Origin of the sequence: Nostoc sp. UHCC 0302 (genome assembly GCF_038096175.1) — a bacterium.
Taxonomy (GTDB): Bacteria; Cyanobacteriota; Cyanobacteriia; order Cyanobacteriales; family Nostocaceae; genus UHCC-0302.
In genome coordinates this window covers 6,719,560-6,740,403 of the sequence record NZ_CP151099.1, presented here as the reverse complement: position 1 = coordinate 6,740,403, position 20,844 = coordinate 6,719,560, and the positions used below count along the sequence as shown (strand labels likewise).

Annotated in this window: 21 protein-coding genes and 1 tRNA gene; 13 read left to right on the top strand and 9 right to left on the bottom strand. The window is 43.8% G+C overall.

Annotated features, from left to right (window positions below; all coding sequences use genetic code 11):
- Positions 1-215: 215 nt before the first annotated feature.
- Positions 216-1,109 carry a hypothetical protein gene (locus WKK05_RS29130; RefSeq protein WP_341531221.1) on the top strand — a complete coding sequence of 298 codons (894 nt, stop codon included), beginning with the start codon at positions 216-218 and terminating at the stop codon, positions 1,107-1,109.
- Positions 1,110-1,125: 16 nt separating this feature from the next.
- Here the strand turns inward: WKK05_RS29130 and WKK05_RS29125 are convergent, their stop codons facing one another.
- On the bottom strand, positions 1,126-1,815 hold the full coding sequence (locus WKK05_RS29125; RefSeq protein ID WP_341526497.1) for a peptidoglycan-binding protein: 690 nt from the start codon (positions 1,813-1,815) through the stop codon (positions 1,126-1,128).
- A gap of 275 nt (positions 1,816-2,090) precedes the next feature.
- Between WKK05_RS29125 and WKK05_RS29120 the strand changes: the two genes are divergently transcribed.
- The 8 genes from WKK05_RS29120 to WKK05_RS29085 all read left to right on the top strand — a co-directional run bounded on the left by WKK05_RS29120 (position 2,091) and on the right by WKK05_RS29085 (position 10,829).
- Positions 2,091-3,539: a hypothetical protein gene (locus WKK05_RS29120; RefSeq protein WP_341526496.1), complete on the top strand. Its 1,449-nt coding sequence runs from the start codon at positions 2,091-2,093 to the stop codon at positions 3,537-3,539.
- A gap of 242 nt (positions 3,540-3,781) precedes the next feature.
- Positions 3,782-4,243 carry a ribosome maturation factor RimP gene (gene rimP, locus WKK05_RS29115; RefSeq protein ID WP_341526495.1) on the top strand — a complete coding sequence of 154 codons (462 nt, stop codon included), beginning with the start codon at positions 3,782-3,784 and terminating at the stop codon, positions 4,241-4,243.
- Between the two features lie 133 nt (positions 4,244-4,376).
- Positions 4,377-5,666, top strand: a complete 1,290-nt coding sequence (nusA, locus tag WKK05_RS29110; RefSeq protein ID WP_341526494.1) for a transcription termination factor NusA — start codon at positions 4,377-4,379, stop codon at positions 5,664-5,666.
- A 153-nt stretch (positions 5,667-5,819) separates the two neighbouring features.
- Positions 5,820-6,077 (top strand): YlxR family protein, encoded by a 258-nt coding sequence (locus WKK05_RS29105; protein ID WP_341526493.1) that lies wholly within the window; start codon positions 5,820-5,822, stop codon positions 6,075-6,077.
- Between the two features lie 125 nt (positions 6,078-6,202).
- Positions 6,203-6,439, top strand: coding sequence for a hypothetical protein (locus WKK05_RS29100; RefSeq protein ID WP_341526492.1), 237 nt, complete (start codon positions 6,203-6,205; stop codon positions 6,437-6,439).
- A 138-nt stretch (positions 6,440-6,577) separates the two neighbouring features.
- Positions 6,578-9,700 carry a translation initiation factor IF-2 gene (infB, locus tag WKK05_RS29095; protein ID WP_341526491.1) on the top strand — a complete coding sequence of 1,041 codons (3,123 nt, stop codon included), beginning with the start codon at positions 6,578-6,580 and terminating at the stop codon, positions 9,698-9,700.
- 178 nt (positions 9,701-9,878) lie between these two features.
- Positions 9,879-10,535, top strand: coding sequence for a low-complexity tail membrane protein (locus WKK05_RS29090; RefSeq protein ID WP_341526490.1), 657 nt, complete (start codon positions 9,879-9,881; stop codon positions 10,533-10,535).
- Positions 10,536-10,631: 96 nt separating this feature from the next.
- Positions 10,632-10,829, top strand: coding sequence for a hypothetical protein (locus WKK05_RS29085; RefSeq protein ID WP_341526489.1), 198 nt, complete (start codon positions 10,632-10,634; stop codon positions 10,827-10,829).
- On the opposite strand, the gene WKK05_RS29080 is transcribed toward WKK05_RS29085, so the two are convergent.
- On the bottom strand, positions 10,826-11,365 hold the full coding sequence (locus WKK05_RS29080; protein ID WP_341526488.1) for an alpha/beta hydrolase: 540 nt from the start codon (positions 11,363-11,365) through the stop codon (positions 10,826-10,828). The genes WKK05_RS29085 and WKK05_RS29080 overlap by 4 nt on opposite strands.
- A 497-nt stretch (positions 11,366-11,862) precedes the next feature.
- On the opposite strand from WKK05_RS29080, the gene WKK05_RS29075 reads away from it, so the two are divergent.
- A complete protein-coding gene (locus WKK05_RS29075; RefSeq protein WP_341526487.1) occupies positions 11,863-13,554 on the top strand; it encodes a DUF1565 domain-containing protein in 1,692 nt (563 codons plus the stop codon).
- Positions 13,555-13,909: 355 nt separating this feature from the next.
- Here WKK05_RS29075 and WKK05_RS29070 read toward each other — a convergent pair whose 3' ends face one another.
- Positions 13,910-14,179, bottom strand: coding sequence for a DUF3493 domain-containing protein (locus tag WKK05_RS29070; protein ID WP_341526486.1), 270 nt, complete (start codon positions 14,177-14,179; stop codon positions 13,910-13,912).
- Positions 14,180-14,212: 33 nt separating this feature from the next.
- On the opposite strand from WKK05_RS29070, the gene WKK05_RS29065 reads away from it, so the two are divergent.
- Positions 14,213-14,284 (top strand) — tRNA-Thr (locus WKK05_RS29065).
- 120 nt (positions 14,285-14,404) lie between these two features.
- On the opposite strand, the gene WKK05_RS29060 is transcribed toward WKK05_RS29065, so the two are convergent.
- The 4 genes from WKK05_RS29060 to WKK05_RS29045 all read right to left on the bottom strand — a co-directional run bounded on the left by WKK05_RS29060 (position 14,405) and on the right by WKK05_RS29045 (position 16,309).
- Positions 14,405-15,100, bottom strand: coding sequence for a Rid family detoxifying hydrolase (locus tag WKK05_RS29060; protein ID WP_341526485.1), 696 nt, complete (start codon positions 15,098-15,100; stop codon positions 14,405-14,407).
- Positions 15,097-15,393 carry a pentapeptide repeat-containing protein gene (locus WKK05_RS29055; protein ID WP_341526484.1) on the bottom strand — a complete coding sequence of 99 codons (297 nt, stop codon included), beginning with the start codon at positions 15,391-15,393 and terminating at the stop codon, positions 15,097-15,099. The genes WKK05_RS29060 and WKK05_RS29055 overlap by 4 nt, the downstream gene beginning before the upstream one ends.
- 6 nt (positions 15,394-15,399) lie before the next feature.
- Complete coding sequence (locus WKK05_RS29050) at positions 15,400-15,768, bottom strand: pentapeptide repeat-containing protein (RefSeq protein ID WP_341526483.1); 369 nt, start codon at positions 15,766-15,768, stop codon at positions 15,400-15,402.
- A gap of 109 nt (positions 15,769-15,877) precedes the next feature.
- Positions 15,878-16,309, bottom strand: coding sequence for an NUDIX hydrolase (locus tag WKK05_RS29045; RefSeq protein WP_341526482.1), 432 nt, complete (start codon positions 16,307-16,309; stop codon positions 15,878-15,880).
- A gap of 194 nt (positions 16,310-16,503) precedes the next feature.
- On the opposite strand from WKK05_RS29045, the gene malQ reads away from it, so the two are divergent.
- Positions 16,504-18,012, top strand: coding sequence for a 4-alpha-glucanotransferase (malQ, locus tag WKK05_RS29040; protein ID WP_341526481.1), 1,509 nt, complete (start codon positions 16,504-16,506; stop codon positions 18,010-18,012).
- 135 nt (positions 18,013-18,147) lie between these two features.
- Here malQ and WKK05_RS29035 read toward each other — a convergent pair whose 3' ends face one another.
- Entirely contained in the window at positions 18,148-18,963 is an 816-nt protein-coding gene (locus tag WKK05_RS29035) for a RodZ domain-containing protein (protein ID WP_341526480.1), read from the bottom strand.
- The gene (locus tag WKK05_RS29030) at positions 18,935-19,750 is read right to left on the bottom strand and encodes a pseudouridine synthase (protein WP_341526479.1); all 816 of its coding nucleotides are present in this window, start codon (positions 19,748-19,750) and stop codon (positions 18,935-18,937) included. The genes WKK05_RS29035 and WKK05_RS29030 overlap by 29 nt, the downstream gene beginning before the upstream one ends.
- A gap of 133 nt (positions 19,751-19,883) precedes the next feature.
- On the opposite strand from WKK05_RS29030, the gene WKK05_RS29025 reads away from it, so the two are divergent.
- Positions 19,884-20,597 carry a DUF2993 domain-containing protein gene (locus WKK05_RS29025; protein ID WP_341526478.1) on the top strand — a complete coding sequence of 238 codons (714 nt, stop codon included), beginning with the start codon at positions 19,884-19,886 and terminating at the stop codon, positions 20,595-20,597.
- Positions 20,598-20,844 lie beyond the last annotated feature (247 nt).

Here is a 20,844-nt window from a genome sequence, read left to right as displayed (position 1 = left end):
CTCGCAGAGTATAATCACGTCTCTACTCCCCACCTTATTCTTTTAACCCTGTAGATAGACTCACTATTTCTCAAAACTTGAAACAATTGGGAAACAGGCTCTATTTTTGCATTCAATCCGTAATCTGACAGGCTATTGCTTGCATTAATGTCAGCAGTAAGGTGCTTGCTGAGATGAGGCTTAAAAAATTTTGAATATTGAATATTGAGTTACTTATGGGCTTTGGTATTGGTGACTTATTCTGGATTTTCCTGCTCCTTTCTTCCTTGCAACCCATCTGGCAAAAACGTCAGATAGAATATCGACGTGTCCGTGCTTTACAGGAGTTTCAGCAGGAACGTAAAAGTCGAGTAATTTTGCTGATTCATCGCCAAGAGTCCATCAGCTTACTAGGAATTCCTATATCGCGCTATATTACTATCGAAGACTCAGAACAAATACTGCGGGCAATTCGTTTAACGCCGCCAGATGTGCCAATTGACTTAATTTTGCATACTCCCGGCGGTTTGGTATTAGCTACAGAACAAATTGCTAGAGCATTAATTCGCCATCAGGCAAAAGTCTCTGTCTTTGTGCCTCACTACGCCATGAGCGGCGGTACAATGCTAGCTCTTGCTGCTGATGAAATTGTTATGGATGCCAACGCTGTCTTGGGGCCAGTTGATCCCCAACTAGGTAACTTCCCAGCAGCAAGTCTTTTGAAGGTAGTTAAAGATAAACCCATTAGTGAAATTGACGACCAAACCCTAATCATGGCAGACCTTGCAGGCAAGGCAATTCAGCAAGTACAAAGGTTTGTGCGGACTTTGCTCAAAGACAGCATACCCAAACAAAAAGTTCTGCCAGAAAACATTGAACCGATTATCGAAGCTTTAACAACTGGGCGCGTCACCCACGATTATCCCATCACAGTTGAGGAAGCTACAGAAATGGGGCTGCCCATAACAGTTGGGCTGCCCCGTTCTATTTATGATCTTATGGATTTGTACCCACAGCCACAAGGAGGGCGACCCACCGTCCAGTACATTCCCATGCCTTTCGATGACCGCCGCCCAATTTTACCCTCGCCCAAAGGCAGACCCTTGGAAGAACCAAATCAAAAGATTTGAGTTTTGAGGGTGAGAATTATCTTGGTGAAGCTGTTGGCGAAGCTGTTGGCGAAGCTGTTGGCGAAGCTGTTGGCGAAGCCGTTGGCGAAGCCGTTGGCGAAGCTGTTGGTGAAGCTGTTGGTGAAGCCGTTGGTGAGGCTGTTGGCGAAGCCGTTGGTTTTGGTGACGGTGAAGCCGTTGGTTTTGGTGACGGTGAAGCCGTTGGTTTTGGTGACGGTTGACCTGTAGGCTGGCTGAAGCTCTTCTTCGCTTCTTCATTTAGCTTTTGGCGGAGTGCTAAATTAGCAATTCCAGTTTCTTGCAGCTGATATTTTTTCTGAAACTCCTTCACCACCGCTTCCGTCCGAGTTCCATAAAAATGATCGCGGGGAAGGGGAGGATTGGGTTTGACAACTGCATTCAAATTTGCTTGCAGAATTTGAACGATATTAGCTGCAAAATTTTGGGTTTTTGGCCCTGCTATGCCATCAACAGGTAGCTTGTAACCCTTTTGAAACTCACTAATTGCCTTTTTAGTTTCGCTATCCGTCAAAGGTGTATTTGTCACCTTGACGTTGTAGCCTAATCCTCGCAAAACAGCACGAAATTGCTGTGGCGTATAACTACGCTGAGGAGCTGCAAAACCTGTATTGTAGCTTACTAAACTAGCGGATACCAAGCATATAGCAGCAATGGTCACGCTTGATTTTCCAAATCCACACCACATAAATTAAAACTCCATTGGATTAAATCAGCAGGATTATAGACGTTAACAGGTGCATTTTAAGTTTCTTTAATAACTTTTTTTTGATTATTAATGATTTTTGATTAATTTTTAACTTATTTGTTTAAGTGGAGTGATTTTACCAAAAATAATTTTTGTCATCTATCCACAGAAGTATATTTAATTAGAAAATAGTGTTAGTGTTGAAAGATTTGAAAGTAAAAGACTTACAAAGCTTACACCATAATATTTAAAATCTGTATAATTTAAAACCAGAAATGAAAAATGTACAATTATCAAAGCGGCGAAGCCTTTTGTTTGAGAGGTTAATGGCAATTATTGCCGTAATAAACTTAGGCTTAGTTTTGTTTGATTTAAGTTACGTACAGTGGCGGGATTTTTACTTGCGGAGATTGCCGCAAATTACCAAAGTTTATGATCCTATTAAAGGTATCGAACCCCATCGAGACACCACGAGCTATCTAGAAGCAGTAGCCGCCTTAGAAGAACAAGTAAGTCAGACAGGGTTACAGTCACCTCAGACAAAGAACCAACTTGTGCAATTAAGTCGTCTTAGTACCGAGATAATTGACAGCAATCCGTTTGCCGGAGTGAATAAGAGCGGGACTCTAGAAAAAATCAAAAATCGGATGCGCGATCGCACCCGTCAAAAATCTGCAAAACAAGCTTTTGCCACATTTTGGAGTCAGCCGTATTTAACCCAGAATGGCTGGGTGCGAGAAATAAACTTTTTTAACCAGAAAATTCGCCCTTTAATTGCCACTAATTACTACCGCAGGATCGGGGAAAACGGCGAATCCCTCGATCATTTCTGGATTATTGACTTACCATTTGTGATTTTATTTGGTATTGAATTGCTAGGGCGTACCTTCTACATCAGACGCCAACATCCCGGTTTAAGATGGTCAGAAGCAGTTTTGTGGCGTTGGTACGACCTATTTTTGCTGTTGCCGTTTTGGCGGTGGTTGCGAACTATACCTGTATTAGTCCGTCTTGATCAAGCACGCTTATTGAATCTCCATCCGGTACAACGGCAACTTAATCAGGGGATCGTCGCCAACTTTGCTGAAGAACTCACAGAAATTGTAGTGGTAAGAGTAATTAACCAAGTTCAGGGTTCAATTAAGCGGGGTGAGTTGACACACTGGCTATTGTCACAAGAAAACCTACGCCCATACATAGATATAAATAACGTTAATGAAGTAGAAGCGATCGCAGGTCTTTTAGTGCAGACAGTCGTCTACCAAGTGCTGCCCAAAATCCAACCAGATACCACCGCCATTTTGCGCCACACTATCGAAACCGTCTTCCATGAAATTCCCGTTTACCGCAACCTGCAAAACTTCCCTGGAGTGGAACACGCACAAACCCAACTAAGTGAACAACTAGCAACTCAAATCACAACTAATCTATACAAAGCTTTAGTTAGCGCTGTTGAAGATCCAGTTGGTGCAAAACTCTCCGCTCAACTGGTACAACACTTCAGTCAAGCTTTGGGAGGAGAAATACAAAAAAAACAAGTCCTCTCAGAAATTCAGAGCTTACTTTTTGACTTTTTAGAAGAAATCAAGCTCAACTACGTTCAACGTTTATCCCAAGAGGATATAGACCAAATTCTTGAGCAAACCAGACAGCTACGAACACAAGTCTCAGTTCCAGAAGTGTTAGAAAAAGGCGCTGCTCTCCCAGAAACTAGAGAAAGGTGAGAGGGGAGTGGCAGAGTGGGGAAATAACTTCTTAATGACTAATGCTAATCCCCTATGAAGCCAGTTTCCTGAAAGGAGGGAACCTCCGCACGGAACTGGCTCACCAATGCCCAATAACTACCAAAGAAATGCGCTAAACTCAAATTAGGGGCGAACCATTTTTGGTTCGTCACAATACTTCTTGGAAGATATCCATATCGCAGGAAGTGGGTTGATACCCACTTTTTTTATTGAATTCTCGCATGGCTCATCCCTTAGTTCCACAAATTATTGATTTGGCAACACCAGTGGCAGAAGAACTGGGGTTGGAAGTTGTTGGCGTGGTTTTTCACACTAACCAAAGTCCGCCAGTGTTGCGGGTAGACATCCGTAATCCTCAGCAAGAGACTGGGTTGAATGATTGTGAGCGGATGAGCCGTGCTTTAGAAGCCTCCCTAGATGCAGCGGAGATTATTCCAGATGCTTATGTCTTGGAAGTTTCCAGTCCTGGTATTTCGCGGCAACTGGTTACTGACAGGGAGTTTATTTCCTTTAAAGGATTTCCTGTAATCATCTCCACTTCACCAGCCTACGAGGGACAGCAAGAGTGGAATGGTCAGTTAATACGTCGGGATGAGACGACAGTTTATTTAAACCAAAAAGGCCGAGTAGTCGAAATTCCTCGCTCCCTAATTACTAGGGTGCAGCTGGATGAGCGCCGATAAACAAGTGACTAGAGGCTAGGGACTAAGGACTAAGGGCTAGAGGCTAGGGGCTAGAGTAAAACTTTTCTCTAATCCCTAACCCCTAGTTTTTAGTACCTAATTCCTAGCTCTTGATTTTTAAAGGAGATTGCTTATGTCAATGGTAACGTTACCTGGATTAAAAGAATTAATTGAAAGTATAAGTCGCGAGCGGAACTTACCCCGTCTTGCAGTTCAATCAGCTATTAGAGAAGCACTACTAAAAGGCTACGAACGTTATCGTCGCGCCCAAAATTTAGAGCGAAAACAGTTCGAGGAAGATTATTTTGATAATTTTGAAGTAGAACTCGATATTGATGGAGAAGGGTTTCGCGTTCTTTCTACCAAAACTATTGTTGAAGAAGTCAGCAACTCAGATCATCAGATTTCTTTAGAAGAAGTTCAATTAGTAGCTCCAGAAGCACAGTTAGGAGACTCTGTAGTGCTGGATGTGACACCAGATCAGGGAGAATTTGGTCGCATGGCAGCGATGCAAACCAAGCAAGTATTAGCGCAAAAACTCCGGGATCAACAACGCCAAATGGTGCAAGAGGAGTTCCAAGACATAGAAGGAACTGTTCTACAAGCAAGAGTTTTGAGGTTTGAAAGACAATCAGTGATTCTGGCAGTTAGTAGCGGGTTTGGTCAGCCAGAGGTAGAAGCCGAATTACCGAAGCGCGAACAACTACCCAATGATAATTATCGCGCGAATGCCACATTTAAAGTCTATCTCAAGAAAGTATCCCAAGGGCAGCAACGGGGGCCGCAATTGCTCGTGTCTCGTGCCGATGCTGGTTTGGTAGTTTATCTTTTTGCCAACGAAGTGCCAGAAATTGAAGATGAAGTGGTGCGGATTGTCGCGGTAGCGCGAGAAGCCAATCCCCCTTCCCGTTACGTAGGCCCACGGACTAAAATAGCAGTAGACACCCTAGATCGCGATGTAGACCCAGTAGGTGCTTGCATTGGAGCTAGGGGATCGCGGATTCAAGTGGTAGTCAACGAATTGCGTGGGGAAAAAATAGACGTGATTCGCTGGTCTCCAGACCCGGCAACCTATATTGCTAATGCTTTGAGTCCAGCACGGGTAGATGAGGTGCGCCTCATGGATCCAGAAACTCGGCAAACTCACGTACTAGTCGCTGAAGATCAACTGAGTTTAGCTATTGGCAAAGAAGGACAAAATGTTCGCTTGGCAGCTCGCCTAACTGGTTGGAAAATTGACATTAAAGACAAAGCTAAATATGACTATGCAGGAGAAGATGCCAAATTTACAGCCTCACGAGCCAAGTATCAACTAGAGCAAGAGCAAGAGGAAGATGACATCGATTATGAGGAACAAGAGGATGAAAATCACGAAGAACTAGAATTAGAAGATGACGGTTTTGACCCTGAAGACGATGAGTAATTGATTATCCTTGTCGAGTTCTGTTACTGTTGAGTGCATTCCTAGTCTTTAGTAGCCATTACTTTTGTCCCGGCGACTTGGTATAAGTAAAAATTGGATAATAACCAGCTTTTTTTACCAACACACTGCTGACCTGAAAGTAGCAGAAAACCGATGAAACCAAATTATCGGCGCTGTATTAGTTGCCGCAAAGTAAACTCCAAAGATGAGTTTTGGCGGATTGTCCGCGTCTTTCCGTCGGGAAAGGTACAATTAGATCAGGGCATGGGGCGTTCTGCCTATATTTGTCCGCAACAGGGCTGCCTGCAAGCGGCTCAAAAAAAAAATCGACTAGGGCGATCGCTACACGGCGCAGTGCCAGAAACACTGTACCAAACATTGTGGCAACGCCTAGCCCAAACCAATACCTAAAATAAAATTTAGTTGGAACAACTTTATTTGTGGCGGTAATCAACAGAGGAATGGTGAGGAAAGCCGACTAGTTCAGCTGGCAACACCTCCTCTCGCGATCGCTAGGGTTAGTGCCAAAATAGTAAATGGGTGTAGTTGGTAAGCGGCCCTCCAATCAAAAGAGGGGCGAAGCAACACTCCCAACAGATTCATTTGATTGTGTTGTGGAAGACTCAGAATCAGCAAAACAAGAAACTACAAAATGGCAGCCTGGTAGCGCTCAGGCGCAGTTCGGCGTCAAAAGTTCCTATAAAAAGTTTTTATTTAAAAAATTTTTATGGGTACCCATCAACCATCATCATTGGTGGAGATGCCAGCATTAAACCGAAACATCTCTCTTTCCTGATTGGAGGCACCGGCAAAATCATCAAGGGCAACCAAAAAACAGTAATCAAAGGATGGAGATGTCGCACTCCCAGGCAACCATCCGCTAAAACTGTAAATTAAAGGGGAAAGAGTGGATGAACAACGGCAAAGTTAGAATCTATGAATTATCAAAGGAATTGAATTTGGATAACAAAGAGCTACTAGCAATTTGCGACCAGCTCAATATTGCGGTCAAAAGCCATAGCAGCACGATTTCAGAATCGGAGGCAGAACAAATCCGATTAGCTGCCGAAAAACACGCAGCTACAAATGTGACGCAAAAAAAGGAACTAGGTACAATAAACCATAAACCAAATTCACCCCAAAACGGTGGACCCACGCGACCAGCTGCACCCCACAAACAGCAAATTTTGGAAATTCGTAAACCCAAAATATTGAGAAACACTACTCCCAACGCCTCTGAGGCGTCAGTTGCTACTAATAGCCAACTTGGTTCGTCTGAAGTCAATTCTCCTGCACCTCCACGGCCCTTCGCTACACCAGTCTCAACCATGAAGCCGACGGTACCTGTTAAGCCTGTCCCCCGGAATCAGTCAGAGACCGTAGAACAACCTCCTCTAACAAATCCGGAAGAGGCGCCAAATCCAAATCAGCCACCGGAAAAAATAGCAGGGGAAAAACCAGAAAAAATAGTTACTTCCAGAGCGAAACCGGAAAAACCCCAAAAACCGCAACTAGTGGCGCCACCGTCCAGACCCGCGGCAGAAGAAAAATTAGAGGTATCTGATCTGGCAAGTCAGGGAGAGAAACCGATCCTCAAACGCGAACGCCAACGGCACGAAGACGATCGCGATCAAGCTAAGCCAAAAGTTGCCAGATCGACAACTGACCAAACTCCACAAGGAGCGCCGCAAAAGCAAGCTCGTCCCACTTTACAACCTGTGAAACCGGAGCTGAGAGGCACTAGACCATCAGCACCAGTAGGAGATGGGCAAAGACCCAGACCAGCACGTCCTGGTGAAGCTGTAGCAGCAATGCCAATCGCTACTCCACCTAGAGCGATGTCAGGAGCAGCGGCGAAAGCTGACGGCTTGGGTGATGATCCAGTCACACCTGATCTCCTTGATTTGAAACGTCCGACTCCACCTCGTCCTAGTAAAGGTGGTAAGAAGTGGGTAGAAGAAGAAATCATTGACGAAGTTAAAGAGAAAGCTGGTAAGGCTGCTGCCAAAGGCAAGCGGATCAAGCCAATACTTGACGACGAGTTTGAAGAAGATTTGCTCGATGATGACGATCTAGACTCCCCAGCAATTGTCCAAGTTAGCCTTTCGATTGCTCGTCCTGCCAAGCCTAAAGCAGCTCGACCTGTACAGCTAGCAGGCACAGCAGTTGCTTCCATCCCAACTGCCAGAACTAGAAAATCATCTAGCTCCAACCGCGACCACAACCGTCGCCAAGAAGCAGAGCCAAAGCGTGAACGTCCAGAAAAAGTCAGAGTCACAGGCCCTTTGACTGTGCAAGAACTGGCAGACTTATTGATCGTTGCTGACACAGAAATTGTAAAAATTCTGTTCCTCAAAGGGATGGCGGTGAGTATCACCCAAAATCTGGATATTCCGACAATTAATCTAGTAGCAAAAGAACTAGAAATAGAAGTCGAAATCACTGAACCAGAAGCAGAAGCCCGGAAAGTAACAGAAATGCTGGATGTGGCAGATTTGGAAAATCTCCATCGCCGTCCACCAGTTGTGACAATTATGGGTCACGTAGACCACGGTAAAACAACCCTGCTTGACTCGATTCGCAAAACCAAAGTGGCTGCTGGCGAAGCTGGTGGTATCACACAACACATCGGTGCATATCATGTGGATGTGGAACATGAAGGCAAAATGCAGCAAATTGTCTTCTTGGATACCCCTGGTCACGAAGCCTTTACAGCAATGCGGGCAAGGGGAGCTAGGGTAACAGACATTGCCATATTGGTAGTGGCTGCTGATGATGGCGTCCGTCCTCAAACTATTGAAGCCATTAGTCATGCTCAAGCAGCAGAAGTGCCAATAGTTGTGGCGATCAACAAAATTGACAAAGAAGCAGCACAGCCAGACCGGGTGAAACAAGAATTAACTCAATTTGGTCTGACACCCGAAGAATGGGGCGGCGATACGATCATGGTTCCTGTGAGCGCGATCAAAGGCGAAAACCTAGATACGCTCCTAGAGATGATTCTGCTTGTAGCAGAAGTAGGGGAACTCAATGCGAACCCAGATCGTACTGCTAAAGGAACAGTGATTGAAGCCCATTTGGATAAAGCCAAGGGAGCAGTCGCTACCCTGCTGATTCAGAATGGAACCCTGCGTGTAGGAGATATGTTAGTAGCCGGTTCCGCCTTTGGTAAGGTGCGAGCAATGGTGAACGACAGAGGCGCAAGAGTCGATATTGCCTCTCCATCCTTTGCTGTAGAGGTGTTGGGCTTAAGTGAAGTACCAGCGGCAGGCGACGACTTCGAGGTCTTCGAGAATGAAAAAGAAGCACGAAACCTAGCAAGCGATCGCGCCGACAAACAACGCCTATCCCGCCTCTTACAAGGACGCGTTACCCTCACAACCCTGTCGGCTCAGGCACAAGAAGGCGAGTTGAAAGAACTCAACTTGATCTTGAAGGGCGATGTCCAAGGTTCCGTAGAAGCCATTGTGGGAGCGCTCAAGCAAATCCCCCAAAACGAAGTCCAAATTCGGATGTTGTTGGCTACTGCTGGGGAAATTACCGAAACAGATATCGACTTAGCAGCCGCTAGTAATGCTGTAATTATTGGTTTCAACACCACCTTTGCCAGTGGAGCCAGACAAGCTGCCGACGAAGCTGGTGTAGATGTTCGAGAATACAACATTATCTACAAACTCTTGGAAGACATTCAAGGAGCCTTAGAAGGTCTTCTCGAACCAGAGTTGGTGGAAGAACCCTTGGGTCAAACCGAAGTACGCGCCGTCTTCCCCGTCGGTCGTGGTGCAGTGGCTGGTTGTTACGTTCAGTCTGGCAAGCTAGTTCGCAACTGCAAAGTGCGGGTGCGACGTAACGGTAAGGTGATTTATGAAGGTGTGCTTGATTCCTTAAAACGGATGAAAGAGGATGCCCGTGAGGTCAACGCCGGCTATGAATGCGGTGTCGGTATGGATAAATTCAATGACTGGGTTGAAGGTGACATCATTGAAGCCTACCAGATGGTGACTAAGCGCCGTACTCTGACATTGACGAAATGATCACCAAGGGAGAGTGGGAGAATGGGAGAGTAGGAGCAATGAAGATAACGAAAGTGATGAAAAAGGCAAAAAGCGGAAGTTAGTCAACAATTGTTCTTTCCTCCCTCACCATTTTCATTCATTCCCCTCTCCTCTTGCTCCCTCTCCTGTTCTCCCTATCTCCCCCTCCCCCTGCTCTATGGCTTCATTTCGCACTGAACCTATCTTATGGATTCACGTCGCTGGCTTAGCGACACTGCCTATTTTTTTGGTACTTTGTTTATTGTTTTTGTCCGTGGGCGAACCGCTGTTGCCAGCGTGGATAGAACTGTCATTAGTCGCCGCTATTGGTGTTGTTCCTCTGCTGGGGATGCAGTTACGCCGACCTTTTTACATATTTGCTATTTTAGGAATTGCCCTCAAACCAGAAAATCTCACCGAGCAGCAACGAAAAATTCTTTGTTTAATTAATACAAAATTAAATCGAGTCCTGTCATTGATAGCAGCAATATTATTACTTGGTGTGCTGTGGCAGATACATTCAGTGGTTCCATTAGTCGCTGATGTAGCTAAATTTTTGCCTCAATGGCGCAGCCTAGCGCTGCTATTGGCTGGTTTAACCTTTCTGGCAAGCAATCTATTTTTACAAATTCCTGTGAGCGTAGTCAGAGTTTTGGTGACTAATGAGACAGAATTTGCTGCCTTAGAACCATTATCTTTAGAAAAGATTAAACAGGATTTCACAATTCTCGGTGTGCGGGTTAATCAAATTTTGCCCCAGCTGTTTCAATCTTTAGTAGAAATTAATACAGATTCGCAACAGCAGCCTGCAAAGTCAGACCTTGACAGGTCTTAAGCAGTTATAAGGCTGTCCTATGTGAGTAGCTTCGTAGTTGCTGAGAATGAGAACTGCTATAAAACTTTTGAAGTTAAAACTGAGGAATGAGGAACTATGGCCCAAACTCCAGCTTATGGCGAGCGCCAACTTTCTCCAGATTCTGAAATTTGGTATAGTCTCAAATATGCGATCGCTGCAAGTTCCGGCTTTCAACGCTGGCAGCTAGAACGTGATGCTCAATTACAGGGGCTTCGTTTAGAACAGCAGGTACAGCGGTATTTGCGAGAGACTTTAGAAACTTTAGCTTACTAAAAATTAAGTAAATCTTGTAGCCCTAATTGCAAGCGGCGGAGTTGACGGTATGCACTCTCCAAGCGATCGCCGTCAACTTCCACTTCAGACGTGGGATAATTTTTAATAATTTCAATTACTGACACCCGCTCATCTTGTTTAGCAGAGAGTATCAAAGCAGCACGCAAAGCTTGGCGGTCTGCTCTCCGAGATGGTGTATGAATAACCTTACTAATTTCATCTAAAATAACGTTACCAATACTGCTATTTAAAACTTTATCTAAAAGCAGAAGATTTACTTTCACTGGTTCTGTCAAATATTGACGAACTACCTTTGGATTTTGTCGCGCCAAGGCCAAATTAACTCGTAGCGAACGCGAAACTTCGCCTGTTTGGGCAAACGTAGATAACTCTTCCACTGAAAGTGATTCACGGAAGACGCTGTATTTTAGTACTACTCGTTCAGCAGCAAAGGCAGGAAGAGTGCCTAAGAGTAAAATACAGGTACTAACTATTAAAACTACCGAGCGACGCAGCGACAAAAATTTATAATGCATTTTACCTAAATTTGAGAAGGTTTGCTGTTTTTATAAGTTTATAAAAGGAGTCAAAAGTCAGGAGTAGAGACGCGATTATACTCTTACGAGCAGCCGCTCTTCGAGCGTCTACGCGTCTGTACAGGGGTCAAAAAATTGTAATTATTTTCTCGGCGTTGCTGAGTGAGAATATGAATTTGTTTCACGCAGAGGCGCTAAGACGCAGAGAGTAAGAGTTGAGAATACCCGATTTTTGCATTTCATGTCTAAATTCAGCAATGCTATTTTCTCAATTTCCCCCTTGTTCTCCTTGTCCCCTTGTCTCTCGTGTTCCTTGCCCCACTCCCTCTTCGTAAAATTTTCTGAACTCAACAGTATAAGTTCTGTGATTTATCTAAGGAATTTAGCTGAAGAAGTGCTGATCATCAAGTATAGTTTTGCATGGGTTACACAGCTACATAGCTGTTACTTTTAACCCATGACAACGTACGCAATTCAGCACACCACAGTCGTTAAAAATGAAACATTGGGGTTTTGATACTTCTTTAGCGAAAAATTTTCGCTTTCTTTCTGGCAATCAGCTCAAATCTACTTTAAGCATAGGAGCCGGATTAACGGCTTTGTTAGTTGTTTCTGGTGGTTCAATACTACTCCCTAGTGAAGTAAATGCTGGGGCTACTCACCAAGGATCTGCTCCTCATCTGACAGCGCAAGCTCCTGCAACTGCAACAGTTATTTATGTTGACCCAGCCACTGGCGCAGATACTGCTGGTGCTGGTGCAACGGCAGCAGCGCCCTACAAAACGATCGCCTTTGCCCTCGGTCAAGCTCAAGCAGGTACAATCATTCAATTGGCCCCTGGTAACTATAACAAAGAAAGTGGAGAAACTTTCCCACTTGCGCTTAAACCAGGGGTGACGCTGCAAGGTGATGAATCAGCCAAAGGTCAGGGCATCTTGATTACAGGCGGAGGTTTTTACACCAGCCGCACCTTTGCTAGACAGGATATTACAATTCTGGCGGAACAAAATACTACGATCACAGGTGTCACTGTTACTAACCCGAACTCGCGGGGTACAGGTGTGTGGGTGGAATCAACTAATCCCGTTATCAAAAACAGTACTTTTACTAACAGTGTAAGAGAAGGCGTTTTTGTCACGGGTACAGGTAATCCCAAAATCGAAAACAACCTGTTTGTGCAAAACAAAGGCAACGGGGTTTCAGTGGCTAGAACTGCTCAAGGAGAGATCCGGAATAACGTATTCCAGGATACAGGTTTTGGTCTGGCGATCGGTGGTACTTCCACACCTTTAATCACAGAAAACCAAATTATTCAAAACCAAGACGGTCTTTATATCTCAGAGTCAGCTAAGCCCGTACTGCGTAAAAATGTAATTCAGAACAACAAGCGGGATGGTGTTGTTGCCACTGTGAATGCTCAACCCGACCTTGGTACAAACGAAAGTCCTGGCGGCAATCTCATTCGCAGTAATACTCGTTATGACGTGAATAACGCCACCAAAACAAATCAGATTGTTGCTGTTGGTAACGACATCGACCAGAAAAAGATTTTTGGTCAAGTAGATTTTGTTGCTGCATCTGTGACTCCACCTCCAGGAGGGCCTGTTGCTTTCAAAGATGTGCCAGCAAATTATTGGGCAAAAGCCTATATCGAAGCTTTAGCTTCTCAAAACATTATTGCTGGCTTTCCTGATGGCACTTTTAAACCCAACGACCCGGTAACTCGCGCCCAATTTGCCACGATTATCACCAAAGCTTTAACGCCACCAACCAAACGTGCAGCCATTCAGTTTAGGGATGTAAAAAGCAATTTCTGGGCTTATAAAGCAATTCAATCTGCTTACCAAAGTCAATTCGTCTCTGGTTACCCTGATGGGACTTTTAAACCACAGCAGCAGATTCCTAGAGTACAGGCGTTAGTCTCTTTAGCTAATGGTTTGGGCTTAACTGCAAACAATCAGAATGTCCTTTCCTTTTACACCGATGCTGCTCAGATTCCTAATTATGCGATCGCGCCAGTTGCTGCTGCAACTTCACGGCAATTAGTGATCAACTATCCCACAGCTAAACAACTTAATCCTAACCGTGAGGCAACTAGAGCAGAAGTTGCTGCCTTTGTTTATCAGGCACTCGTCAACGCCGGACGCGCTCAACCAATTCCCTCATCCTATCTGGTAACAGCTCAGTAAAACCCTAGTTGGAAAATAAGAAGCGCCAAGACTAACAAATTGTCAGTTTGGCGCTCTAAAAATTGTGAGTTTTATTAAATTTGAGGTCTTTAAATTTAGATGACCCCTTTTGAACTTTATTTAGTTTATATTCAGGGTCTTTATATTAGCTGACCCCGTTTGAGCTTTTTCTAGTTTCTCAGAAATTTTTGCTTTTTCTTATTTCCTAATATTTTTTTAATTTTTTCTTTATTGATGTTTTAAGACTATGTAAAAACTTTAATTAAATTGAATAATATGAAGTTTCTTTAAAGGTAAACAGTCAAAGAAATTAACAGCAAAGTTTCTTCCTTTAGAAGTCATAGCTTTGATCCCTCTATGGGCGTCGTTGCCGACGCTGTTCCCAGCGCCAGAGGAATATCATTAAGGCAACGATTCCTATTTGGAGTGCCAAGTTAGGTAAAGCGCTGTCAAGATCCCGTCCGGCGAGTACTCGAAAGAAAAATATGAATGCGCCAATAAAACCAGAAGCACCGAAAGCTACATAGAAAAATTGCCGCAAGCCGCGATAGGGCGTTGCCATTTCTGCTTTGAGGCGGGCATATTGTTCAGAGTTCAGGCGATTTTTGGGATTTGGATTTACCATGAGTGAATCATGCTATACTATTAGATTGTGTACGCCGATGTGGCTCAGTGGTAGAGCAGCTGATTCGTAATCAGCAGGCCACGGGTTCAAATCCCGTCATCGGCTTTAAGCAAAGTATTCTTCAACACTAAAGTCTGACATAAATGTAGCTTTTAGCCAAATAGGTCTAGAGAGTATAGGGGAAGCTTTATCCACCTACACCCTTAGTTTCACACTCTATTAGCACTAAGCGCTAATCACAGCGATCGCATCAATCTCTACTAGTACATCTTTTGGTAACCGCGACACTTGGACACAAGCCCGCGCTGGGGCTGTATCTTCCGGGAAATATTTAGCATAAACGGCATTTACTGCTGCAAAATCATTCATATTAGCCAGAAATACGGTGGTTTTCACTACATCTTGGAAAGTTGCACCAGCGGCTGTGAGGATGGCTTCAAGATTAGCTAATACCTGCTCAGCTTGCTTTTTGACATCATCAGTGTAGACGACATCACCGAGTCGGGGGTCAATGGCAATTTGTCCAGCTATAAATACAAATTGACCAGAAGCTGCGATCGCTTGATTATAAGGGCCAACTGGAGCCGGTGCTTGATCAGTACGAATTACTTTACGAGTCATAGATATCACTTTCTCTAACGATGCTACCTGTTTACCGATTTCCATCTCAGAGGCAATCGGTTGGTAAACTTCTCCATCAGGCATTATCGCACCAGTTAGGTCTGCATCTTGAAGGTTCGCCCCATAGATATTTGATCCAGTTAAGTCGGCTTTGCTAAGATTTGCTCCTTTCAGATTTGCTTTCATTAAATCTGCTTGTTGTAAATCTGCTCTCTCTAAATTTGTCTCTTTTAGACAGGCTTTTCTGAAATTTACATTTCTAAGATTTGCAGCACCTAGATCAGCCTCCGCTAGATTCATGCTAGACAAATCCTTTTGAGATAAATTAACACCCCGAATTTTGATCTCTGTAAATTAGCATCTTTGAGTATGATACGAGTTAGATTTGCTTGACTCAAATCAGCTCCAAACAAGTTAGCCCCAGTGAAATTAGCGTTATTTAGGTTTGCTCTAACAAAATTTCCTTCTTTCAAAAAGGCTTCAGTGAAATTGGCAGATTCTAGATTGGCATCACTCAAATTAGCATTATCGAGGTTGGCATTACTAAAGTTCGCGATATTTAGGGTTGCCTTTCTTAAATCAGCTCTGCTCATACCGTTTCACTTTAAGGTTGATAACATGGGCAAGCTCTTGAGGCTATTGAGGCTCTTGAAGCAGGGGAAGCAAGAAAAGTGATATGTATCAATAATTTCGTGAAATGGTATCAGGTCTGCCCAACTTAAATTTAAACGAGAACTTTCCACCAAACCACTTAAGTTTGCGCTTGTCAGAGATGCCCTAGTAAGATTTGTGTTTTGAAGAAGTGCGTTACTCAGGTTTGCATCATTCAAATCTGCTCCCGTCAAATCTGCACTTGTTAAGTCTATTCCGCTCAGATTTGCACCTTTAAGGTCTACTCCTCTCAAATTTTCTGAATGAAACTTCCGTTGACCTTGTGCGTATTTCTCTAACAGTTCCTTAGCAACCATAATGCACCATTAAATACCCTTGACACAGTATAATCGCAAGGATTCTGTGTCACAGATATTCCCCTCTTCCCCTCTCTCTGCGACCTCTGCGCCTCTGCGGTTCGTTACTCTAACCTAACCTCGGACGTATCCCATAATGCCGATACTGCCAATAATCCCGTAGAATCTTGTCGTGGTCAAAACACAAATTACTCGGTACATCCCAAGACTCAAAAATACCTACACTCTTGGCATCATCCCCAGCTTGAGGTTCTCCCGATGCTGTAGCCAAAAACACAATGCTAATTGTATGCTGGCGGGGATCACGACTGGGGTCAGAATATACCAGTAATTGTTCAATCAACTCCACCTGTAAACCCGTTTCTTCCTCAGCCTCCCGCCGCGCCGCCACTTCCACAGGTTCGCCATAATCCACAAAACCACCAGGAAGCGCCCAACCTAGGGGTGGATTATGTCTTTCAATTAACACTATTGGTCGATGAGGTCGATCTACTAGTTCGATGATGATATCAACTGTCGGTGTAGGATTTCGGTAACTCATAAGTTATTTGTCATTGGTCATTGGTCATTGGTCATTGGTTTTTCACAAAAGACAAAAAGAGTTTACTTGATTTATCCTGCAAATACTGTTACGTGATAGATTCGATGCGATTGGCTTTGCCAATGCCCTTGGGCGATCGCGCCGAACCCACCGTGTATTAATAAAATCGCTCCTTCCCATAATTAAGGTTCACTATGCCTTTTCCCAGATCAAGCGGCATTTTGTTGCATCCTACTTCTTTTCCCAGTCGATTCGGTATCGGAGATTTAGGTTTAGAAGCCTACCGTTTCATTGATTTTCTCCAACAGACCTATCAACAATATTGGCAAGTTTTACCATTAGGCCCCACTGGATACGGTAATTCTCCGTATATGTCCTACTCGGCAATGGCAGGGAATCCCTTGCTAATTAGCCCAGAAAAACTGCTAGATGAGGGTTTACTAGCTGAAGGAGACTTTGCCAACTTACCAGCATTTCCAGTAGAAAAGGTAAATTTTGAGCAGGTTGTACCGATTAAGATTGGGCTATTAAAAAAAGCCTGTGAAAACTTTAGAGCTAATGCTAACCCCACACAGCAGCAAGATTTTGCAAGATTTTGCGACAGCAAAGCCTACTGGCTAGATAATTACGCCTTATTCATGGCGCTCAAAGACGCTAATGATGGTGCAAGCTGGCATAAATGGGAACCAGAACTAGTCAAACGTGAACCCCAAGCATTAGATCAGGTACAGCGTCGGCTCAATGGAGAAATTTTTTATTACAAGTTCATTCAATTTCAGTTTTTCCGCCAGTGGTCGGAGCTAAAAAGCTACGCCAATCAACGTGGTATAGATATTATTGGTGATATCCCCATCTACGTAGCTCACGATAGTGCAGATGTATGGGCGCATCCTGATATTTTTTCCTTAGATGAAAAGACAGGAGAAGCCGCACAAATGGCAGGAGTCCCACCAGATTACTTTAGCGAGACTGGTCAATTATGGGGCAATCCAGTTTATGACTGGGAGGCATTGCAACAACAAGACTTTAAGTGGTGGGTGCAACGTTTTGAGGCAATGCTGGATTATGTAGATATTATTCGCATTGACCACTTCCGGGGGTTCGAGGCTTTTTGGTCTGTGCCGCAAGGGGAAGAAACTGCTATGAATGGCAAATGGATTAAAGCACCAGGTGATACTTTTTTTGAAGTGATTAGACAGAAATTAGGCAAACTACCTGTCTTGGCAGAAGATTTAGGGGTAATTACGCCAGAGGTAGAAGAGCTGCGAGACAAGTTTGAATTTCCAGGTATGAAAGTTCTGCAATTTGCCTTTGGTTCTGATCCCGGTAATCCGTTTTTACCATTCAATTACCCACGAAATGCTGTAGTTTATACCGGGACTCACGACAACGACACAACTGTGGGCTGGTTCAATACAGCTAGTGACAACGAAAAGCAAAGTTTGTTGCTTTATTTAGGTTGTATTAGTGATGATGGTATCCACTGGGATCTCATTCGCCTGGCTTTGAGTTCCGTAGCCAACCAAGCGCTTATTCCTTTGCAGGATGTTTTAGGGTTGGGAAACGAAGCGCGGATGAATTTTCCCAGTCATGCTGAAGGTAACTGGGAGTGGCGCTATCAAGCGGCAGATTTGACACAAGAATTAGGCGATCGCTTGAAAAATCTTACCAGACTGAATGGCCGCGCCCCTAAAACTGAGTAAAGAGTGGTTAGTTAGGAGTAGAGACGCGATTAATCGCGTCTGTACAAGAATTAGGAAGAGACGCGATTAATCGCGTCTGTACAAGAATTAGGAGTTATTATTCTCTCCCCTGCTCCCTTTGTCCCTATCTTCTTCTCAAAACTTGGGCTTAGCCGCAATTTGAATTTCTTCCATTTTCCCTGGTTCTCCCATTTCTTTGGCTTTCTCCTGATTGACACTCATCAATACCCCACCAGCATTATCAGTTTTTACTGTCAATTGTTCTTGGGCTTTCCAAGTGCGGTGAGTTCCCTCTGGGAGAGTACCCTCAAACTCCGTTTTGCCATCAGCTATTACGCGAATCCAGGATGAAGCTTTTAAGGTGACACCAATCTGTACTGCCTGAGTTTCTTTTAAACTGTTGAGATTGTCACTGACGGGTTTAACTTTTAGTGACTCTTGTGCTTGGGCTGCTTCCGGTTTGACAACGTACTCTTTTTCTGAGTCTGGTGAATTTTGGCTGTTACTTACTTGTAGCGTGGCATTATTCAATAACTGAGATAAGCCATTTACAGTGCATACAATTAGAAATATGTAAAGAAAATAAAGATGAATTGGGCGTAATTGGCCTAAACGTGGAGTTTTACCAGTAAATTTAGGATTTGCTTGTTGAGAACTAATAGGAAATGTGCTGGCAAATTTCGTTCCATTAATACCTAATGCATCGGCAAATTGCCTGAGTAAACCCTGAATATAGACTGGTTCTGGCAGATCATTGAAATTACCTTCTTCAATCGCCTGCAACAGCCGCCGAGGAATTTTCGTCAACATGACTACTTGCTCTAGGGATAGACCCTGTTCTTGACGCAATGCCAAAAGTTGAGCGCCCATTATTGCCAACTTTTCGGCTCTTTGTTGCTCTAATGCAAGTGCTACCTGCTGATTATTTTTCTTCTTTCTTAGCCATTCCATGCTTTTGTACACTCCTTAACTCAGCTGAATCTTTAATAGGTTGCTTTATCTGATCTTGCAAAAAGCGAATCTCATGATCTTTTAGGAAACGATATTGACCCTCTTCTAAAAAGGGTTCTTTTGAACTTTGTAATTGAATTGAACCTATAGCAGTTCGATGCAGCTTGATTACTGGGTATCCCAACTGTTGGGCTACACGCCGAATTTGGCGATTTCTTCCCTCCTGTAAAACAATCTCTAAACAGCTTTGATCAGCAAAACGTTCTATCAGGTGTACCGTGGCTGGCCGTGTTTTTCTTCCCTCCAACACCACACCCTGACGCCAGATTTCCAATACTGCTTCTGGGGGATGCCCTTTTACCAAAACACGATATGTTTTAGAAATACTATGGCGGGGATGGGTTAATTTAAATGTCAGGTCTCCGTCATTTGTCAGTATTAATGATCCCGTAGAGTCTGCATCGAGACGCCCAACAGGATGAATACCTGAACCTTCGCGTAATTCTTTCGGTAGTAAATCTAGGACTGTCGGTCTTCCCTGTGGGTCATCACAAGTTGAAACTACCCCAACTGGTTTATGCAGCAACAAATATATTAAAGCTGGACGCTGCTTTCCGGAGATCGGCTTACCATCTACAACGATCGCATCTTTTTCGGTATCAACTTTTTGTCCTAAATGTGCCAATACACCATTTATCCGCACGCGCGATTGCCGAATCATTACTTCGGCTTCACGCCGTGAGGCAATACCCCATTGAGCGAGAATTTTTTGTAACCGTACCTCCATGTGGAAATTGCTGATTTTTTGTTAACAATTACATGATATTTGGATTTTGTCCTAAGTAAACCTAAATGTTACATTTAAGGTTTGTTTAGCTTTCGTCTATTGTTTAGCAAATACTTATAAATGCAGTAGTTAAATGCCAGAGAAAAACTTCCAATCAACAAATGCAAGTAAGATCAGGATAATTACGCAAGTACTGACAACCGCACTCAAGCTTTGGTTGAGATCGCAAGTTAGCGAAGTATCTCAATTAGAAGTAGAGATTAAAGCAAGCGATCGCCAAATCCTCTCTGGGCGTATTCCCTCAGTATCTATATTTGCTACTAATGCAGTTTATCAAGGTCTCCTTGTAACGCAAATTCAAATAGTGGCAGAAAATATTCGGGTAAACATTGGCTCAATACTTAAAGGTCAGCCTCTACGGCTATTAGAAATAGTCCCAGTAGTTGGCGACTTGATTGTAGACGAGAAGGATCTTAACTCTTCTCTCTCATCTGACTTATTATCTTCTGCTTTCAATGATGTACTAGTTAAGCTTTTACCAGAATACTCTCCAGAATCCCAGCCTATTAACTGGCAAAAGATTCTCCTTGAGAATAACCAAATTATACTGCGTGGCATCCAACTTCCCAACACTCAAGCAACGCCTCTGGAGGTTTGTGTGGGTTTAGAGTTAGTCGATACTCAGGTATTACAACTGACACACATCTACACGCAGCATGGTCAAGGAGCGCTACTAGAAGGTAATGGTGGGTATAATTTGGATCTTGGGTCAGATGTTAGTATCCGAGAACTAACGCTGACCCCAGGCAAGCTAGTGTGCCACGGGCGAATTAATGTTAACCCTTGATGGTTAAAAATCAAAAATGCTCTCTTCTTATTTTAAATAATATATCGGTTCTTAAAACAAGAACAGTCAGGATTATGGAGCGGAAAAAATGGGGGAGATGAGGGAGTAGAGGAAGTAGCACTTCTCTACGAGAGGCTGCGCCCTAAGCGCAGCTATGCCGCAGGATTTACGGCTCCTTTCGGCTTCTCTGCGAGAACGTAGGCGTTAGCGAAGCTTTCGCTTTAGCGATACGCTCAAGGCAAGCCGC

Bases quoted from the DNA above. Each gene is read 5' to 3' on its own strand.
- WKK05_RS29100 (WP_341526492.1), top strand. From the start codon at position 6,203: ATGGGTGTAGTTGGTAAGCGGCCCTCCAATCAAAAGAGGGGCGAAGCA.
- WKK05_RS29105 (WP_341526493.1), top strand. From the start codon at position 5,820: ATGAAACCAAATTATCGGCGCTGTATTAGTTGCCGCAAAGTAAACTCC.
- malQ (WP_341526481.1), top strand. From the start codon at position 16,504: ATGCCTTTTCCCAGATCAAGCGGCATTTTGTTGCATCCTACTTCTTTT.
- WKK05_RS29090 (WP_341526490.1), top strand. From the start codon at position 9,879: ATGGCTTCATTTCGCACTGAACCTATCTTATGGATTCACGTCGCTGGC.
- WKK05_RS29030 (WP_341526479.1), bottom strand. From the start codon at position 19,750: ATGGAGGTACGGTTACAAAAAATTCTCGCTCAATGGGGTATTGCCTCA.
- WKK05_RS29045 (WP_341526482.1), bottom strand. From the start codon at position 16,309: ATGAGTTACCGAAATCCTACACCGACAGTTGATATCATCATCGAACTA.
- WKK05_RS29085 (WP_341526489.1), top strand. From the start codon at position 10,632: ATGGCCCAAACTCCAGCTTATGGCGAGCGCCAACTTTCTCCAGATTCT.
- WKK05_RS29060 (WP_341526485.1), bottom strand. From the start codon at position 15,100: ATGAATCTAGCGGAGGCTGATCTAGGTGCTGCAAATCTTAGAAATGTA.
- WKK05_RS29055 (WP_341526484.1), bottom strand. From the start codon at position 15,393: ATGAGCAGAGCTGATTTAAGAAAGGCAACCCTAAATATCGCGAACTTT.
- WKK05_RS29035 (WP_341526480.1), bottom strand. From the start codon at position 18,963: ATGGAATGGCTAAGAAAGAAGAAAAATAATCAGCAGGTAGCACTTGCA.
- WKK05_RS29125 (WP_341526497.1), bottom strand. From the start codon at position 1,815: ATGTGGTGTGGATTTGGAAAATCAAGCGTGACCATTGCTGCTATATGC.
- WKK05_RS29130 (WP_341531221.1), top strand. From the start codon at position 216: ATGGGCTTTGGTATTGGTGACTTATTCTGGATTTTCCTGCTCCTTTCT.
- infB (WP_341526491.1), top strand. From the start codon at position 6,578: ATGAACAACGGCAAAGTTAGAATCTATGAATTATCAAAGGAATTGAAT.
- WKK05_RS29080 (WP_341526488.1), bottom strand. From the start codon at position 11,365: ATGCATTATAAATTTTTGTCGCTGCGTCGCTCGGTAGTTTTAATAGTT.
- WKK05_RS29075 (WP_341526487.1), top strand. From the start codon at position 11,863: ATGAAACATTGGGGTTTTGATACTTCTTTAGCGAAAAATTTTCGCTTT.
- WKK05_RS29070 (WP_341526486.1), bottom strand. From the start codon at position 14,179: ATGGTAAATCCAAATCCCAAAAATCGCCTGAACTCTGAACAATATGCC.
- WKK05_RS29050 (WP_341526483.1), bottom strand. From the start codon at position 15,768: ATGGTTGCTAAGGAACTGTTAGAGAAATACGCACAAGGTCAACGGAAG.
- WKK05_RS29025 (WP_341526478.1), top strand. From the start codon at position 19,884: ATGCCAGAGAAAAACTTCCAATCAACAAATGCAAGTAAGATCAGGATA.
- nusA (WP_341526494.1), top strand. From the start codon at position 4,377: ATGTCAATGGTAACGTTACCTGGATTAAAAGAATTAATTGAAAGTATA.
- WKK05_RS29120 (WP_341526496.1), top strand. From the start codon at position 2,091: ATGAAAAATGTACAATTATCAAAGCGGCGAAGCCTTTTGTTTGAGAGG.
- rimP (WP_341526495.1), top strand. From the start codon at position 3,782: ATGGCTCATCCCTTAGTTCCACAAATTATTGATTTGGCAACACCAGTG.